Source organism: Microbacterium sp. Root61 (assembly GCF_001427525.1).
Lineage (GTDB): Bacteria > Actinomycetota > Actinomycetes > Actinomycetales > Microbacteriaceae > Microbacterium.
The window spans coordinates 3,294,782-3,312,073 of record NZ_LMGU01000001.1; the positions used below are offsets into that span (position 1 = coordinate 3,294,782).

Sequence of the window (17,292 nt, forward strand, 5' to 3'; positions counted from 1 at the left end):
CCCTTTATGTTCTCCGTGGGGCAGTAGGCCCGCCGATGTCTGGGGAGATTACCGGCGAGTGTCTGAGTCTTGGGGGCTCTAGCTGAGTTACCCGTTGTCTGTTGACGACGAGGGTGAAAACCATGCGCATTTGGGGAAATGACGGGGCAAATCGTGGCGGGCTGCGGCGGAAGTTGCGGGCCGAACAGGAGCGCGAGCGCAAGCTCGTGCTGCGCCACCGGTGGTACGCGGGCGGTGTCGCGACGCTGATCTCGGCCGCGCTCGTGTTCACGGGAGTGAGCACGCCGGCGCTGGCCGATGTCGTGCCGCCGCCCGCGGAGGACACCTCCCAGGCGACGACGCCTCCGACCGACACGCCTCCCGCGGAGACGCCTCCCGCGGTCGAGACGCCTCCGGTCGACCCGGCCGTGCCGCCTGCGGACACGACCACGCCTCCGGCTGACACGACGACTCCTCCTGCGGAGACCACGCCGACTGACGCCCCCACGGCTCCGGCGGAGCCGAAGACCGACCAGACCCAGTCGCGACAGGCCGTGGATGAGCTCGTGGTCACCCCACTGGCGGTCGGCCCCGATGGCGCTACGCCGCCGTACGTGTATTGGCGGGCCCTCGACCAGAACGGCAGCCCTCTGGCCGGGGCGACGTTCTACCTCCAGGGACCGCGTGAGAGCGGCGGCTTCTCCGATTCGTCCAACAGTCGGTGGGATGCGAACGAAGCGACCGTGACGGACTGCGTCGTCGCTCCGTGCGCGGGGCCCGACCTGGACTCTGACCCGGGCGAATTCCTCGTCAAGACATTCGACGGTCACACCGTGACGGCGACCAACCGCTACCGGGTGCAGCAGACGGCGGCTCCCGCCGGCTACATCCCCACGACTTTGAACACGTACCGATTCATCCCCGGATCGGGCGCGACGCCCACGACGTCCCCGTGGACGGGGAACACCTACAGCTTCGGCGACTTCCTCCACACGGTTCCCGTACCCGGCACGGTCACGATCCAGAAGGGTGGCCTCCGCACGGGCGCACAAGCTGTGGGCGGACTCGAGGGAGCGACGTTCGACGTCTACAAGGGCGGCACCGCCAGCACCCCTGACACCGCCGCCGCGAACCTCGTCGGCAGCTGTGTGACGGCGGCGAACGGGCAGTGCTCGGTCCCCGTTCCTCCGGGCGCGGAGTACTGGATCATCGAACGGTCGGCGCCCTCCGGGTGGAGCATGATCGACCAGCTGTACGTCGGCGGTTCGGACGGCAGCCAGACCAACACGCCGTACCGATTCCGCACCGGCTCGGTGAGCGCCGGTTCGAACACGACCTACCCGGTCGTGGGTACAGGGAGTGGCGCGACCACGTCGTCCGGCTACTGGGCCGACGTGAAGAACAACCCCGCCGCGCTCCAGGCCTGCGGCATCCGTGTGGGTCTCCTCGTTGACCTGTCGAACTCGATCGACAGCACCGAGCTCACGCAGCTGAAGAACGCCGCGAACGGCTTCGTCGACGCGCTGCAGGGCACCCCGTCCACGCTCGCGATGTGGACCTTCGCCACGAACGCTCCGGCGAACGGTGCGAACAACGGCTCGCTCGGGCTCACGTCGGTCTCCACGCCCGCGGGCGCCACGATCGTCAAGAACAAGATCTCCGGATTGACGCAGCCCGGCGGGGATCAGGGTGGCACGAACTGGGATCAGGGCCTGTGGCAGGTCGCGAACGACGCCGCCAACAAGGTCGACGTCCTCCTGATGCTCACCGATGGCACCCCCACCTTCTACGGCCCGAGCGCGGACGGCCCCGGCAGCTACTCGCGCTTCCGCGAGGTGGAGTCCGCGGTCTTCTCCGCCAACGCCGTGAAGCAGCTGGGCACGCGCGTCGTTCCCGTCGGGATCGGCGTGGGCAACGCCGTCGCCAACATCAAGGCGATTTCCGGCCCGGCGGTGAACAGCGACTACTACCTCGTCGACAACTACGCGGCGCTTGCCGCATTCCTCCAGAACCTGGCGAAGGGTCAGTGCGACAGCACGATCAACGTCACCAAGCTGGTACAGCCGGCGGGCGGTGGCACGGCCACGGCGACCCCCGGCTGGGGCTTCACCGCGACGAGCAACAATGCCGTGACGCCGGGCGCAGGTAACACCAACGCCTCCGGCGCGATCAGCTTCAAGGTCGCAGGTCTGACGGCAGGTCAGTCTGCGGCTGTCAACATCACCGAGGAGAACCGCGCCGGCTACACGCTGGTCCAGCAGGCGGGCGGCAAGAACGCGGTCTGCAAGGACGAAACCGGCGCTGCGGTTTCCGTGACGAACAACGGAGCGCTCGGGTTCACCGCCAACGCCACAGGTGGCAAGATCGTCAGCTGTACGGTGATCAACCAGGCCCCGAATCCACAGGTCAAACTGCAGGTGATCAAGAAGTGGGTGATCAACGGCACTCCCTACGAGAACAACGACGCCACGCGCCCGTTCGGCTCGGCGGCACTGACCTTGAACACGGTTCCGGCGACCTTCGGCAACGAATACACCTACAACGTCGGTGACAACGTGGCGATCGCCGAGACCGTGACCGGACTTCCGACCTTCTGCACGAACGTGTCCAGCGGTACGGGCACGCACGTGATGACCTCCACGCCGACTCCGAATGTCGTGACGGTCACCAACACGGTGACGTGCTCGACGCAGTTGAAGCTCACGAAGAAGGTCGCCAACGGGGAAACCTCTGCGACCACCTGGACTCTGTTCGGAACAGGCCCTGGCGGCGCCCTCGCCGGTCCGACGGGCAATGGGCCGACCACTGCCCTGACCAACGTCACCCCGGCGGCGCGGTACGTGCTCAGCGAGACAGGCACCGACCTGCGCTACACGCAGGAAGTCGCCCCGAACGCCGTGCCGGTCGCGGGATCCTCCGGCTCCTGGCACTGCTACATCCTCGATGCCCAGGGCAATCGGGTCAGTGAGGGTGCCGGCGGTCTCAACGGCTGGGTCGAGGTGCAGCTGGGGCAGCACGTGGACTGCGAGGCGATCAACCAGACCGCGCAGCTCACGATCCTCAAGCACGTCGTGAACGACAACGGCGGCACGGCGGAGGCCGACGACTGGACACTCTCGGCGACGCCGAAGCCGGTTCTCGCGGGCCTGGCGCCGATCACCGGTGTCGTGGGTGCCGAGGGCGCGACGACGGCGAACACGAAGTACGTCCGTCCCGACTACACCTACACGATCAACGAGACGGGTCCGGCCCAGGGATACACGAAGGTCCGCCTCGAACGCCTCGTCAACGGAGCGTGGGTCGAGGTCGTCGGTTTCGATGTCTCGGTCACCGCTCTCGGTCACGAGACTTACCGCATCGTGAACGACGACGTCGCGCCGAAGCTGACGCTGATCAAGTCAGTCACGAACGACAACGGCGGCAATGCACAACCGACGGCGTGGACGCTGACGGCGAGCACTCCGGGCGGTCCGAACCTCAGCGGGACGACCGGTGTAAACGGCACCGTTGAGGCTGGCGAGGTCTACACGATCGCCGAGAACAGCGGCCCGAGCGGGTACACGTGGGACTCGTTGTCCTGCACCGGATACCCGAACACCACGAAGGCGGCACCGACGCTGACGCTCAAGCCCGGCGACGATGTGACCTGCACGCTGGTCAACAACGATCAGCCTGGTTCGCTCACGCTCGTCAAGGTGGTCGACAACGCCAACGGTGGAACGGCCGTGGCGACCGACTGGAACGGCAACCTGCACGCGAAGCGCGGTGCAGACACGACCTTGAACTACAACACGGGTGAGGCGAAGCAGGTCGCGGCCGGCACGTACACCTTGTCCGAGACCGGTCAGCTCGCCGGCTACACGCTGACGAACCTGGTGTGCTCGACCGGCGGGACCACTCTGGCGAACAACACGGTGGCTGTGGCCAATGGGGCGACGGTGACGTGTACCTTCACGAACACCGCACAGCAGCCGACGCTGACGCTGGAGAAGCAGGTCGTCAACACGGGTGGCGGCATTTCGACGGCGGATGCGTGGACGCTGAAGGCGACTGCGGGGGCGAACAGCCCGATCAACGGCATCGGCTCGCCGGCCGGCGGACTTGTGGCCTCCATCAGCGGGTCGGTCCTCGGAGACACCACGTACACGCTGACGGAGAGCGGGCCTTCCGGCTACACCTCCACGGGTGTGTGGGCGTGTGTGGTCACCGGGACGAGCACCGTGGTTCCGGTCACGAACAGCAACCAGGTCAAGACGACCGTCGGTCAGAACGCGACCTGCCGCATCGTGAACACGGCGGTGCCGGGCACCGCTCAGATCGCGAAGGTGGCCGGTGCGCCGGTGCAGAATGCTGACGGCACGTGGACGATCCCGTACACGATCACAGTGACGAACACCTCGGCGGCCTCGACGGTCACCTACAACCTGACCGACACTCTGTCCTTCGGTGCCGGCATCACGGTGAACAGCGCGAGCTGGACCGGGCCGGACGCATCCGGCGGCAACTTCACCGGGAGTAACGCCACAATGGCGACGGGCAAGCAGCTCACGAAGGCGACGTTGACGCACGTGTACCACGTGACCGCCAACGCCTCGATCGCGAGCGGCGTTCCTGCCGGAACGACCTGGCAGTGCTCCGCGACCGACCCGAAGCGGGCATTCGTTCCCCGACGTCACCAAGGTGGCCGGCACGCCGACGCAGAATCCGGATGCCTCGTGGAACATCTCGTACACGATCACGGTGAAGAACCCGGGAGCTGTGCCGATCAGCGCGACGCTGACGGATGCCTTCCCGGCCACGCCGGCCGGGTGGACACTCGCGGGTGGGGTGTGGAACATCGCCGCACAAGGCGGCGCGCCGATCACGAACACGACCAGCGCGGCTTCGCCGATCTGGTCGGGCACGCTGCCGGCGAACACGACGTACACCTACCTCGTGACCGGCAAGCTGACCCCGACGGCGTCGGCAACCCCGATCGGTTCCTGCCAGACGCAGGGCAAGGGGCTCACCAATACGGCGACAGTCACGTCCGGCTCGGTCTCCGACACCAGCGGTGACTGCGTAAGTATCGTCACGCCGCCGGTCACGGTGGTCAAGACGGATGGCACGGTGTCGCAGCTCGCGAACGGCACCTGGCAGATCGACTACACGATCACCGTCAACAACGGCGCCACCCAGGCCACGGTCTACACGCTGACTGACACCCCGGCTCTCGGCACCGGCTTCACGCTGGTGTCGGGCACCTGGGTCGGGACGGCACCGGTCGCGAATACCGCGATCGAGGGCAACGGCTCCGACCAGTACGTCTACCGTGTGATCGCCTCGTTCAACCCGGCGACGCCGAACCCGAAGCTCACCTGTGACACCACGACGGGGGGAGCGTTCTTCAACACCGCGCTCGTCACGTTCCCGGGCGGCACTGACGATGACACAGGTTGTGGTGAGCCCAAGTCGCCGACCGTCACCAAGTCGGCCGCGGCGGCCACGCAGGCACCGGGCGGTGAGTGGACGCTCACCTACACGGTGACGGTCAGCAACACCTCCGGGATGCCGCTGGCATACACGGCATCCGACACCCCGGCTGCACTGCCGGCCGGAGTCACGCTGACGACCCCGTGGTCGGTGACCGGTCCTGCCGCACTCAACGGCGGAACGGCCGCGCTGACCCCGGGCTGGACGGGCACCGTGCCCAACACCCAGTTCGCAACCGGACACCTGCTGGCGGGAACGACGCACACCTACACCGTCAAGGCAGGGGTGACGCTGACAGTCGGCGTCAACCCGGACACCCTCACGTGCGGCCAGACGCCCGGCGGAAACGGCTTCTGGAACAACGCCACCGTGACCAACGGCGTCGGCGGCTCCTCGGCCAACGCCTGCACGAGCATCACGACCACGCCGGTCAACGTCGTCAAGTCCGACGGCACGGCCAGTCAGGCAGCGGGCGGTGTCTGGACGATCGACTACACGGTCACGGTGACCAACGCGAGCCCGACGATCGCCACGGTGTACAGCCTGACCGACACCCCGCAGTTCGACTCGAGCTTCACCATCCTGACGCAGGGGTGGCTGGGCAACCCGGACGTGACGGACATCGGGATCGAAGGCGGCGGCAGTGACACGTATCACTACGTCGTGACGGCTGAGGCGAACGAGACTCCGGTCGATCCGACGGCGCTGGTCTGCAGCTCGACGGGCAAGGGCGGGTTCTTCAACTCGGCGACGGTCACGTACCCGGGTGGCACGGCGAGCGACACCGGATGCGCCGTCCCGGCGAAGCCGGTCGTACAGAAGACCGCTCAGGCTTCCGTGCAGAACACCGCCACCGGCGAGTGGACCTTGACCTACAAGGTCGCCGTCTCCAACCCGACCCAGCTGGCACTGTCGTACACGGTGTCCGACACCGCGGCGGCACTGCCTGCCGGGGTGACCGGTGGCGCCTGGGCAGCCTCCAACCCGGACATCGTCGTCGGCGGCACGTATGCCCGCAACGCGGCATGGGCAGGCTCCGGTCAGCTCGCGGCCGGAACTCTTCCGGTCGGTGCTGTGCACACCTACACGGTGACGCGGACGGTGACGGTCGCCTCGACCGTGACCGACGCCGCCCTCACCTGTGGTGAAGTGCCGAACCAGGGTGGCGGCGTGTGGAACACCGCGACCGTGACCAACGGACTCGCGAACGACAACTCGTCCGACTGCGCCGAGATCGATCGGCCGGACGTGACGATCACCAAGACCGAAACCGGCACGACGCAACTCGTGGACGGGACGTGGACGATCACCTACGACGTCGTCGTGACGAATGAATCGACGACGCTGGCGGCGACCTACAACCTCTCCGACACGCTGATGTTCGGCGGCGACATCGTCGTCGACGACGCCTCCTGGACCGGTCCCACCGGTAGCGACCAGCAGTTCACGGCCGGCACGGCCACGCTGGCCACCAACCGGGTGCTCGCGCCGAAGACGGGCGATGCGGGGGTGGACACCTACACGGTGACCGTCCACGCCACGGTCGACCAGGCGGCATGGAGCGGAGACACGCTCGAGTGCAAGGAGGGTGAGCGACCGGCCGCCGGCGGGTTCCTCAACACCGCCTTGGTCACGGTCAACGGGGGGACCATCCCCGCGGATGACTGCTCCGAGCCGAAGCTGCCGACGATCGACAAGGTCGGCGTCTCCGCGGCGCAGGATCCCGTGGATCCTGCCAAGTGGCTCGTCTCCTACGACGTGACCGTCACGTCGGGCGGCTATGCAACCTTCTACTCGTTGTCCGATACCCCGGGCTTCGCGGCGGGCATCACGCTCGGTGCCGGTTTCGCGCAGCGGACCGACATCCCGGCGCAGCCGACCGTGCCGATCACCTCGGGCGCGGAGTTCGCGACCGATGTGGCGCTGGCGGCCACAGGGACGCACACCTATCGAGTGTCGTGGATCGCGACAGTGACGGATGCCTTCAGCGTCGACACGAAGACCTGCACCGGTGCACCCGGCGACGGCTTCTTCAACAAGGCGACGCTGACCGTGGGCGACATCCCGATCGATGGCACCGACTGCATCCCGGTCGCCGACCGCGTGTACCCGACGATCACCAAGACCGTCGCTTCCACGGTGCAGAAGCCGGACAGCGGCGATTGGGTGATCACCTACGACGTCGTCGTCAAGCTCGCGACGAACTCGGGCGGGCTGTCTGCGAAGTACGACCTGACGGACACGCTCGACTTCGGTGGCGACATCAACATCGGCAACGCCTCCTGGACGGGCACCTCGTCGGGCGACTTCGTCGGTGACAACGCCACCATGGCAACGGGCAAGTCGATTGCCGCGGGCGCCACGCACACCTACACGGTGCGCGTCCTGGCCGAGGTGACCAAGAAGGCCATCGACACTGGAACGACGACCTGCAAGGAGGGCAGCCCGCCGGCCGCTGGCGGCTTCCTCAACACCGCACTGCTGAAGTCAGGCGGAGTGTCGACGCCCGTGGATGCCTGCTCCGAGCCGGTCTTCCCGGACATCGAGAAGACTGCTGACGGTAAGGCTGTGCTCGACCCCGAGACCGGCCTGTGGCGCGTCACCTACAACATCACGGTGTCGTACCCGGAGACGGACACGACTCCGCGCCCGAGCATCGGTTACGTTCTGGCGGATGAGCCGACACTCCCGACCGGGGTCACGCTCGCCGGTGACTGGACGGCGTCGGCGGCAAACGACAACACCCCGACGCCGACGGATCCCACGTGGAATGGCACAGGCGACTGGACCATCATTACGTCGACACTCGACCCGGAGGTCGACGACGTCACGCAGCACGTCTTCACCGTCACAGCGCAAATTCGCGTGACCGAGGCTGCCGCCACGGCCAAGCCGTGCGGTGAAGGAGAGGTAAGCGGCATCGCAGTCTGGAACATGGCGACCGTCACCTCCGGCAACTACGTCAACGACGATGACGCGTGCCAGAACGTGCACTTCGACGACGTCGGGATCGTGAAGACGACCCAGGGTGTCGACGGGCCGGTGGAGTCGGATGGCACGTTCAAGTACGTGCTCACCGTGACCAACCACGGCACGCGCGCAGCGACCAACGTGAAGGTGAGCGACCCTGTCCCGGGACGCCTCACCGTCACCGGCATCGACTTTGCGAATGCTCCCGGATGGTCGAACGACCACCTCCCACTCTTCGTGGGCGAGGGCAACACGGTCGACTTGACCGGCCCGGCCAGCTTCGGGGTGGGTGCGACGGCCGAGATCGTGCTGACGGTGAAGGTGAATCCGGTGCCTGTGCCGGAGATCCCGAACCTGAACGAGGGCGATCCGGTGCCGACGCCAGCGCTGCCGCAGAGCACGCTGGTGAACCAGGCGTGTGTCGATGCGGACGTCGACAGCGACCCGAGCAACGACTGCGACAGTGTCACGGTCGAGACGAAGGACATCGCGGCGATCGTTTACACGCGCTGTGTCGGGGATGCTCCGCTGATCGGTTTCGTTGTCGCTAAGACCCCGAACCTGGCTGCGCTGCCCGTCGACTTCACCTGGACGCCGAACTTCCCGCAGTCGGGCACGGCCCCGGCCAACGTCGAGAAGCAGTACCCGGGTGGGACGGCGACTGTTTCGGATGAGTTCGCGTGGGTGGGCACGGCGTTCACCCCGTCGGGGATCTCGATCGACTACCCGGGATGGCGGGGGCTCACTGCCGCGGACTATGCGCCCGGTGGCGGGTACTACATCCCGGGCACGACCGATGTGATGACGCCGGCCGATGAGGAGGAGATGATCTTCAACGGTCTCATCTTCGATCCGAGCGAGTTGGACTACGCGTGGCGGAACACGACCACTGTGGTGCTCTCGGTGAACCCGTCGATGACGTTCACGGTGGAGTACCCCGACGCGACGCCGGAGTGCTTCGTGGCTCGCCACACCGAGGTGCAGATCGAGAAGACCGCGAGTGTGGAGAAGACCGATCCTGGCAAGTCGTTCACGTACACGTTGGCTGCGGCGAATGTCAGCGATGACTCGGCCGCTGATGGTGTGGTCGTGACGGACACGATTCCCGCTGATCTGAAGATCACGGATGTGTCGTGGACGGGTAAGGGCGACGCGAACGTGTTCCCGAACTGGTCGACCTGCGCGGTGTCGGGCCAGAACGGGGCGGGGTATGGCGGAACGCTCACGTGTGAGTTGTTCGGTCCGTTGCAGCCGGCCGGTTCCGGCCTCGGTGCCTCGGCTGCTCCGACGATCACGTTGTCGGCGACGGTGAACGCCTCATCCAAGGCGAGTGTGATCACCAATGTGGGCGTAGTGGACTACTACACGTTCGGCGACCCGACCGATACCGGTCGGGATGCGGATGACGCGGTTGTGCTGCTCTCGGGCCTGCCGGCCACGGGTGGCTCCGCATTGACTCCGCTGATCCTGCTCGGGTTCCTGGCTCTGCTGGGTGGGACGATGACGGTCTTCATGATCCGTCGCCGTCGTGGGGATCCCAAACCCCAGCTGTGACTGTGAGGAAGGGTGGACAGCCCCCAACGTCCGCCCTTCCCCGCTCGCATCGCCTGGTGTGGAGAAGGCCCCTCGTTCCCAGCGAACGAGGGGCCTTCTCCGTCCCGGAGCCGTGCAGAATGGTCTCCGAGGGCTGCCATGTCTGTGAAGGTGCCCAACTTCGCGTTCTGCGACACGCCCGGGTTTGCGACACGCCCGGGCTGCACGTAGACTAGTGAGGTTCCACACTCCGGGGCCGCTATGCGTGCGCCGGATCACTGCCAGGGCAGTGCATAGGCGGCGCGACAGCGCAGGGTCCTAGGCCGCAGGCAGCAGAACACACATCCACATCCTTCACCGGCTCGCCGGGAGCACGCTTGCGTGCGGGGGAATGCGGAGCCGGAGGCCGAGGCATCCGGTTTGACAGCAGAACAGTGGTGCAGCATGCATCGCGGAAACGCGATGAGCGAAGTGCCAACGGGCGAGGGATGACCCCTCCCACGCCCCCGTGCGTCCAATGCGGCCCGGAACCCGGGAACGTAAGACGCGTAAAGAGAGAGAGCAGACAATGGCGGGACAGAAGATCCGCATTCGCCTGAAGTCGTACGACCACGCCGGACTCGATTCGTCGGCGCGCAAGATCGTCGACACCGTGACCCGTGCTGGCGCGACCGTTGTGGGCCCCGTGCCCCTTCCGACCGAGAAGAACGTCGTGTGCGTCATCCGGTCGCCGCACAAGTACAAGGACAGCCGCGAGCACTTCGAGATGCGCACCCACAAGCGTCTGATCGACATCATCGACCCGACGCCCAAGGCTGTCGACTCGCTGATGCGTCTCGACCTTCCGGCCGATGTCAACATCGAGATCAAGCTCTGAGGTTCGACATGGCTGACATCAACTCCAAGATTTCCAAGGGACTGCTGGGCACCAAGCTCGGCATGACCCAGGTGTGGAACGAGCAGGGCAAGCTCATTCCCGTCACCGTCATCGAGGTTGCTCCGAACGTGGTCACCCAGGTTCGCACCCCCGAGAAGGACGGCTACAACGCTGTGCAGATCGCCTACGGCCAGATTGACCCGCGTAAGGTCAACAAGCCGCAGACGGCCCACTTCGAGGCCGCAGGCGTGACCCCGCGTCGTCACCTCACCGAGGTCCGCACCGCGGACGCCGCCGAGTACTCGCTCGGTCAGGAGCTCACGGTGGATGGCGTCTTCGAGGCCGGCCAGCTGGTCGACGTCGTCGGCACCAGCAAGGGCAAGGGCTTCGCCGGTGTCATGAAGCGTCACAACTTCAAGGGTGTCTCCGCTTCGCACGGTGCACACCGCAACCACCGCAAGCCGGGCTCGATCGGCGCTTCGTCGACTCCGAGCCGCGTCTTCAAGGGCATGCGCATGGCCGGCCGTATGGGCGGCGAGCGCGTGACCGTTCTCAACCTGACCGTGCACGCGATCGACGCCGAGAAGGGCCTGATGCTCGTCAAGGGCGCCGTCCCCGGTGCGCGTGGCCGCATGGTCTACGTCCGCAACGCAGTGAAGGGGGCCTAGTCCGATGGCCGACTCGACTCTCGCGCTCGACGTCCGAAGCGCAAACGGCAAGAAGGCAGGCTCAGTGGAGCTGCCCGCCGCGATCTTCGACGTCAAGACGAACATTCCGCTGATCCACCAGGTCGTCGTCGCGCAGCGCGCGGCGGCTCGCCAGGGCACCCACTCGACCAAGCGTCGCGGTGAGGTCTCCGGTGCCGGCCGCAAGCCCTTCAAGCAGAAGGGCACGGGTAACGCCCGTCAGGGCTCGATCCGCGCGCCGCACATGACCGGTGGTGGCATCGTCCACGGCCCGAAGCCGCGCGACTACTCGCAGCGCACGCCCAAGAAGATGATCGCCGCCGCCCTGCTGGGCGCGCTCAGCGATCGTGCTCGTGGCGCTCGCCTGCACGTCGTCGACTCCTTCGGCATCGAGGGCTCGCCCTCGACCAAGGCTGCTGCTGCGGTCCTGACCCAGCTTGCGCCGACGCTGAAGCGCATCCTGGTCGTCATCGAGCGTGGCGACGAGGTCACCGTGAAGAGCGTGCGCAACCTCGCGTACGTGCACGTCCTCACGTTCGACCAGCTCAACGCCTACGACGTGCTCGTCTCTGACGACATCGTCTTCACCAAGGCCGCCTACGAGGCATTCGTCGCTTCCAAGGCCGTCGCCACCCAGGAGGTCTCGGCATGACCACCATCAACAAGGACCCGCGCGACATCATCCTGAAGCCGGTCGTCTCCGAGAAGAGCTACGGGCTCATCGACGAGGGCAAGTACACGTTCCTCGTGGACCCCCGCGCGACCAAGACCGAGATCAAGCTCGCCATCGAGAAGATCTTCGGTGTCAAGGTGGCCGCGGTCAACACGATCAATCGCGTCGGCAAGGCCCGCCGCACCCGCTTCGGCACCGGAAAGCGCAAGGACACCAAGCGCGCCATCGTCACGCTGAAGTCGGGCACCATCGACATCTTCACGGCAGTCGGCTGACGGTCGGGATAGAGGACTAGAGACAATGGCTATTCGCAAGTACAAGCCCACGACCCCGGGTCGCCGCGGCTCGTCGGTGGCCGACTTCGCTGAGATCACCCGATCGACGCCCGAGAAGTCGCTCCTCCGCCCGCTCAGCAAGACCGGTGGTCGCAACAACCAGGGTCGCATCACGACCCGTCACATCGGTGGTGGACACAAGCGTCAGTACCGCGTCATCGACTTCCGTCGCCATGACAAGGACGGCATCGACGCTCGGGTCGCTCACATCGAGTACGACCCGAACCGCACCGCCCGCATCGCCCTTCTGCACTATGCAGATGGCGAGAAGCGTTACATCATCGCTCCGGCGAAGCTGTCGCAGGGTGACGTGATCGAGTCCGGCGCCGGCGCCGACATCAAGCCCGGCAACAACCTGCCGCTGCGCAACATCCCCACCGGTACCGTGATCCACGCGATCGAGCTGCGTCCCGGTGGCGGAGCGAAGATGGCCCGTTCGGCCGGCGCATCCGTGCGTCTGGTCGCCAAGGACGGCATCTACGCTCAGCTGCGTCTGCCCTCGGGCGAGATCCGCAACGTCGATGCGCGCTGCCGCGCGACCATCGGCGAGGTCGGCAACGCCGAGCAGTCGAACATCAACTGGGGTAAGGCCGGCCGCATGCGGTGGAAGGGCGTTCGCCCGACCGTCCGTGGTGTCGCCATGAACCCGGTCGACCACCCGCACGGTGGTGGCGAGGGTAAGACGTCCGGTGGACGTCACCCGGTGAGCCCGTGGGGCCAGAAAGAAGGCCGCACGCGTCACGCCAACAAGGAAAGCGACAAGTACATCGTCCGTCGTCGCAACGCCGGCAAGAAGCGCAAGTAGGAGTAGAGGAAGATGCCACGCAGTCTTAAGAAGGGCCCCTTCGTCGACGAGCACCTGCTTCGCAAGGTTGTCGTCCAGAACGAAGCGGGTAGCAAGAACGTCATCAAGACGTGGTCGCGCCGCTCCATGATCATCCCGGCGATGCTGGGTCACACGATCGCGGTGCACGACGGTCGCAAGCACATCCCTGTGTTTGTGTCCGAGACCATGGTCGGCCACAAACTGGGCGAATTCGCGCCCACCCGCACCTTCCGCGGCCATGTGAAGGACGACAAGAAGGGCCGCCGCCGCTAGCGCGGTGGCAGCAGAGGAGAGAGAAATGGTGGAGTCCATCGCACGCGTGCGACACATCCGCGTGACCCCTCAGAAGGCTCGTCGTGTCGTCGCGCTGATCAAGGGGAAGCAGGCCCAGGAGGCCTTGGCGATCCTGAAGTTCGCGCCGCAGAGCGCAAGTGAGCCGATCTACAAGCTGGTCGCATCCGCTATGGCGAACGCTCGCGTCAAGTCCGACGCAGCGAACGAGTACCTGGATGACCAGGATCTGTACATCACCAACGCCTACGTGGACGAGGGCACGACGCTGAAGCGTTTCCGCCCCCGTGCACAGGGCCGCGCGTTCCAGATCAAGAAGCGCACGAGCCACATCACGGTCGTGCTTTCCACGCCTGAGGTCGCTGACGCGGCTCCGGCCGCCCAGAAGAAGGCGAGCAAGTAATGGGACAGAAGGTAAACCCGTACGGCTTCCGCCTCGGCATCACCACGGACCACGTGTCTCGGTGGTTCTCGGATTCGACGAAGCCGGGCCAGCGTTACGCCGACTACGTCGCCGAGGACATCAAGATCCGCAAGCTCCTGCAGTCGAACCTCGACCGCGCGGGCGTCAGCAACATCGAGATCGAGCGCACGCGTGACCGCGTTCGCGTCGACATCCACACTGCCCGCCCGGGCATCGTGATCGGCCGCCGCGGCGCCGAGGCCGAGCGCATCCGCACCGACCTCGAGAAGCTCACCGGCAAGCAGATCCAGCTGAACATCCTCGAGGTCAAGAACCCCGAGGCTGACGCTCAGCTGGTGGCACAGGGTGTCGCCGAGCAGCTCACCGCACGTGTGGCCTTCCGCCGCGCGATGCGCAAGGGTCTGCAGGGCGCACAGCGTGCCGGCGCCAAGGGCGTTCGCATCCAGGTCTCCGGCCGCCTCGGCGGCGCCGAGATGAGCCGTTCGGAGTTCTACCGCGAGGGTCGTGTGCCGCTGCACACGCTGCGCGCGAACATCGACTACGGCTTCTACGAGGCGAAGACCACCTTCGGCCGCATCGGCGTGAAGGTCTGGATCTACAAGGGCGACCTCACCAACAAGGAACTCGCACGCGAGCAGGCCAACGCACCGAAGGCTCCCCGTGGTCGTGACGACCGTGGCGGCGACCGTCGACGTGGCCCCCGCAACGAGGCCCCCGTCGCAGAAGGAGCGTCTGCCTGATGCTTATTCCCCGTAAGGTCAAGTACCGCAAGCAGCACCACCCGGGTCGCTCGGGCCAGGCCACCGGTGGCACCAAGGTGTCGTTCGGTGAGTACGGCATCCAGGCGCTGACTCCGGCATATGTGACCAACCGTCAGATCGAGTCCGCTCGTATCGCCATGACGCGTCACATCAAGCGTGGCGGAAAGGTGTGGATCAACATCTACCCCGACCGTCCGCTCACCAAGAAGCCCGCCGAAACCCGCATGGGTTCCGGTAAGGGTTCACCGGAGTGGTGGGTTGCGAACGTCAAGCCGGGTCGCGTCCTCTTCGAGGTCGCCGGCGTCAGCGAGGAACTCGCTCGCGAGGCACTCACCCGTGCCATCCACAAGCTGCCCCTGAAGGCACGCATCATCAAGCGCGAGGAGGGCGACGCGTAATGGCGATCGGCACCAAGCAGCTCGCACCAAGCGAGCTCGATACGTTCGAAGACCAGCGCCTCGTCGAGGAGCTGCGCAAGGCCAAGGAAGAGCTGTTCAACCTGCGCTTCCAGTCGGCCACCGGCCAGCTCGAGAGCCACGGTCGCATCCGTGCGGTCAAGCGCGACATCGCGCGGCTCTACACCGTGATCCGTGAGCGCGAGCTCGGCATTCGTGCCACGCCCGCTCCCGTGGAAGCCACGACGAAGGCGAAGAAGACGAAGGCCAAGAAGGCGGATGCCGCTGACGAGGCCGTGAAGGAAGAGGCCGAGTAATGGCTGAGACGACCGAGAAGAAGGCGCCCGCCAAGAAGGCGCCCGCCAAGAAGGTTGCTGCGGCCGAGGCCGTCGTGGACCAGGTCAAGGGCCACGAGAGCTCCGAGCGCGACGTCCGTGACGCCAGCGCCCGTGGCTACCGCAAGTCGCGTCGCGGCTACGTCGTGAGCGACAAGATGGACAAGACGATCGTTGTCGAGGTCGAGGACCGCGTTAAGCACCCCCTCTACGGCAAGGTCATCCGTCGCACCTCGAAGGTCAAGGCGCACGACGAGTCCAACAGCGCCGGCATCGGCGACCTCGTCCTCATCAACGAGACCCGTCCGCTGAGCGCCACCAAGCGCTGGCGCCTGGTCGAGATCCTCGAGAAGGCCAAGTAAGCCCTCGGGCTACTTGGGACCCAAGGAGTAAACAGTGATTCAGCAGGAATCCCGGCTCAAGGTCGCCGACAACACCGGCGCCAAGGAGCTGCTCACCATTCGTGTGCTCGGTGGCTCGCACCGTCGGTATGCCGGCCTCGGTGACATCATCGTCGCGACGGTCAAGGACGCCATCCCGGGCGGCAACGTCAAGAAGGGCGATGTGGTCAAGGCCGTCATCGTCCGCACCAAGAAGGAGACGCGCCGTCCCGACGGCTCGTACATCAAGTTCGACGAGAACGCCGCCGTCATCCTGAAGAACGACGGGGAGCCCCGCGGCACCCGTATCTTCGGACCGGTCGGTCGTGAGCTTCGTGACAAGAAGTTCATGAAGATCGTCTCGCTCGCCCCGGAGGTCATTTAGTCATGGCGAAGATCAAGAAGGGTGACCTCGTTCAGGTCATCTCGGGCGCCAAGCCCGAGCGTGGCGGCGACCGCGGCAAGCAGGGCAAGGTCCTCGAGATCCTGTCCGAGCAGAACCGCGTCATCGTCGAGGGCGTGAACTACGTCACCAAGCACAACCGCGTCGGTCAGACCCAGCGCGGCACCAAGACGGGTGGCATCGAGACCTTCGAAGCCCCCATCCACATCTCCAACGTCGCTCTCGTCGACCCCTCGACCAAGAAGCCGACCCGTGTCGGCCACCGTGTCGAGGAGCAGACGAAGGATGGCGTCAAGCGCACGGTCCGCGTGCGCTACGCGAAGAAGTCAGGTAAGGACCTCTGATGAGCAGCATCACTGCTGCGCCGGCTGGCAAGATCCAGCCGCGCCTGAAGCAGAAGTACAACGCCGAGATCAAGAAGCAGCTGCAGGAAGAGTTCGGTTACACGAACGTCAACCAGATTCCCGGCCTGGTCAAGGTCGTGGTGAACACCGGTGTCGGTGAGGCAGCTCGCGACAGCAAGGTGATCGATGGTGCGGTCGACGACCTCACCAAGATCACCGGCCAGAAGCCGATCGTCACGAAGGCCCGCAAGTCCATCGCACAGTTCAAGCTGCGCGAGGGCCAGGCCATCGGTGCGCACGTCACCCTCCGTGGCGACCGCGCATGGGAGTTCATCGACCGTCTCGTGTCGCTGGCGCTTCCCCGCATCCGTGACTTCCGCGGCCTGTCGCCCAAGCAGTTCGACGGCAACGGAAACTACACCTTCGGCCTGCAGGAGCAGTCGGTGTTCCACGAGATCGATCAGGACAAGATCGACCGCGTGCGCGGCTTCGACATCACGGTCGTCACCTCGGCGAAGACGGATGCCGAGGGTCGGGCGCTGCTGCGCCTCCTGGGCTTCCCGCTCCGCCCGGACGACGAGATCCAGGCATAGTTTCACCCCCGCTTC

16 protein-coding genes are annotated in these 17,292 nt (G+C 66.0%); all 16 read left to right on the forward strand.

From position 1 onward, the window contains the following. The first annotated feature begins 122 nt into the window (after positions 1–122). Entirely contained in the window at positions 123–5,036 is a 4,914-nt protein-coding gene (locus tag ASD65_RS18845; protein WP_082561813.1) for a SpaA isopeptide-forming pilin-related protein, read from the forward strand. A gap of 3,349 nt (positions 5,037–8,385) precedes the next feature. Next, complete coding sequence (locus tag ASD65_RS19345; protein WP_235566796.1) at positions 8,386–9,975, forward strand: LPXTG cell wall anchor domain-containing protein; 1,590 nt, start codon at positions 8,386–8,388, stop codon at positions 9,973–9,975. A gap of 547 nt (positions 9,976–10,522) precedes the next feature. Next, entirely contained in the window at positions 10,523–10,831 is a 309-nt protein-coding gene (rpsJ, locus tag ASD65_RS15365; protein WP_013584016.1) for a 30S ribosomal protein S10, read from the forward strand. Positions 10,832–10,839: 8 nt separating this feature from the next. Continuing rightward, positions 10,840–11,499 carry a 50S ribosomal protein L3 gene (gene rplC, locus ASD65_RS15370; protein ID WP_056223962.1) on the forward strand — a complete coding sequence of 220 codons (660 nt, stop codon included), beginning with the start codon at positions 10,840–10,842 and terminating at the stop codon, positions 11,497–11,499. A 4-nt stretch (positions 11,500–11,503) separates the two neighbouring features. Then, on the forward strand, positions 11,504–12,169 hold the full coding sequence (gene rplD / locus ASD65_RS15375; RefSeq protein WP_056223964.1) for a 50S ribosomal protein L4: 666 nt from the start codon (positions 11,504–11,506) through the stop codon (positions 12,167–12,169). Beyond that, the gene (gene rplW / locus ASD65_RS15380) at positions 12,166–12,465 is read left to right on the forward strand and encodes a 50S ribosomal protein L23 (RefSeq protein WP_056223966.1); all 300 of its coding nucleotides are present in this window, start codon (positions 12,166–12,168) and stop codon (positions 12,463–12,465) included. Before rplD ends, rplW begins: the two co-directional genes overlap by 4 nt. Before the next feature lie 25 nt (positions 12,466–12,490). Next, positions 12,491–13,330, forward strand: a complete 840-nt coding sequence (gene rplB, locus ASD65_RS15385) for a 50S ribosomal protein L2 (protein WP_056223967.1) — start codon at positions 12,491–12,493, stop codon at positions 13,328–13,330. Positions 13,331–13,342: 12 nt separating this feature from the next. Continuing rightward, the gene (rpsS, locus tag ASD65_RS15390; RefSeq protein WP_056223969.1) at positions 13,343–13,624 is read left to right on the forward strand and encodes a 30S ribosomal protein S19; all 282 of its coding nucleotides are present in this window, start codon (positions 13,343–13,345) and stop codon (positions 13,622–13,624) included. A 25-nt stretch (positions 13,625–13,649) separates the two neighbouring features. Beyond that, positions 13,650–14,045: a 50S ribosomal protein L22 gene (rplV, locus tag ASD65_RS15395; protein ID WP_056223971.1), complete on the forward strand. Its 396-nt coding sequence runs from the start codon at positions 13,650–13,652 to the stop codon at positions 14,043–14,045. Next, positions 14,045–14,806: a 30S ribosomal protein S3 gene (gene rpsC / locus ASD65_RS15400; RefSeq protein ID WP_056223973.1), complete on the forward strand. Its 762-nt coding sequence runs from the start codon at positions 14,045–14,047 to the stop codon at positions 14,804–14,806. The genes rplV and rpsC overlap by 1 nt, the downstream gene beginning before the upstream one ends. Beyond that, positions 14,806–15,225 carry a 50S ribosomal protein L16 gene (gene rplP, locus ASD65_RS15405; protein ID WP_056223975.1) on the forward strand — a complete coding sequence of 140 codons (420 nt, stop codon included), beginning with the start codon at positions 14,806–14,808 and terminating at the stop codon, positions 15,223–15,225. The genes rpsC and rplP overlap by 1 nt, the downstream gene beginning before the upstream one ends. After that, the gene (gene rpmC / locus ASD65_RS19350; protein ID WP_056223977.1) at positions 15,225–15,539 is read left to right on the forward strand and encodes a 50S ribosomal protein L29; all 315 of its coding nucleotides are present in this window, start codon (positions 15,225–15,227) and stop codon (positions 15,537–15,539) included. Before rplP ends, rpmC begins: the two co-directional genes overlap by 1 nt. Beyond that, positions 15,539–15,919, forward strand: a complete 381-nt coding sequence (gene rpsQ / locus ASD65_RS15415) for a 30S ribosomal protein S17 (RefSeq protein WP_235566735.1) — start codon at positions 15,539–15,541, stop codon at positions 15,917–15,919. The genes rpmC and rpsQ overlap by 1 nt, the downstream gene beginning before the upstream one ends. 34 nt (positions 15,920–15,953) lie before the next feature. Then, on the forward strand, positions 15,954–16,322 hold the full coding sequence (gene rplN, locus ASD65_RS15420; protein WP_056223978.1) for a 50S ribosomal protein L14: 369 nt from the start codon (positions 15,954–15,956) through the stop codon (positions 16,320–16,322). Between the two features lie 2 nt (positions 16,323–16,324). Further along, entirely contained in the window at positions 16,325–16,684 is a 360-nt protein-coding gene (gene rplX, locus ASD65_RS15425) for a 50S ribosomal protein L24 (RefSeq protein WP_056223980.1), read from the forward strand. Beyond that, the gene (gene rplE / locus ASD65_RS15430) at positions 16,684–17,277 is read left to right on the forward strand and encodes a 50S ribosomal protein L5 (protein WP_056223982.1); all 594 of its coding nucleotides are present in this window, start codon (positions 16,684–16,686) and stop codon (positions 17,275–17,277) included. The genes rplX and rplE overlap by 1 nt, the downstream gene beginning before the upstream one ends. Positions 17,278–17,292: the final 15 nt, after the last annotated feature.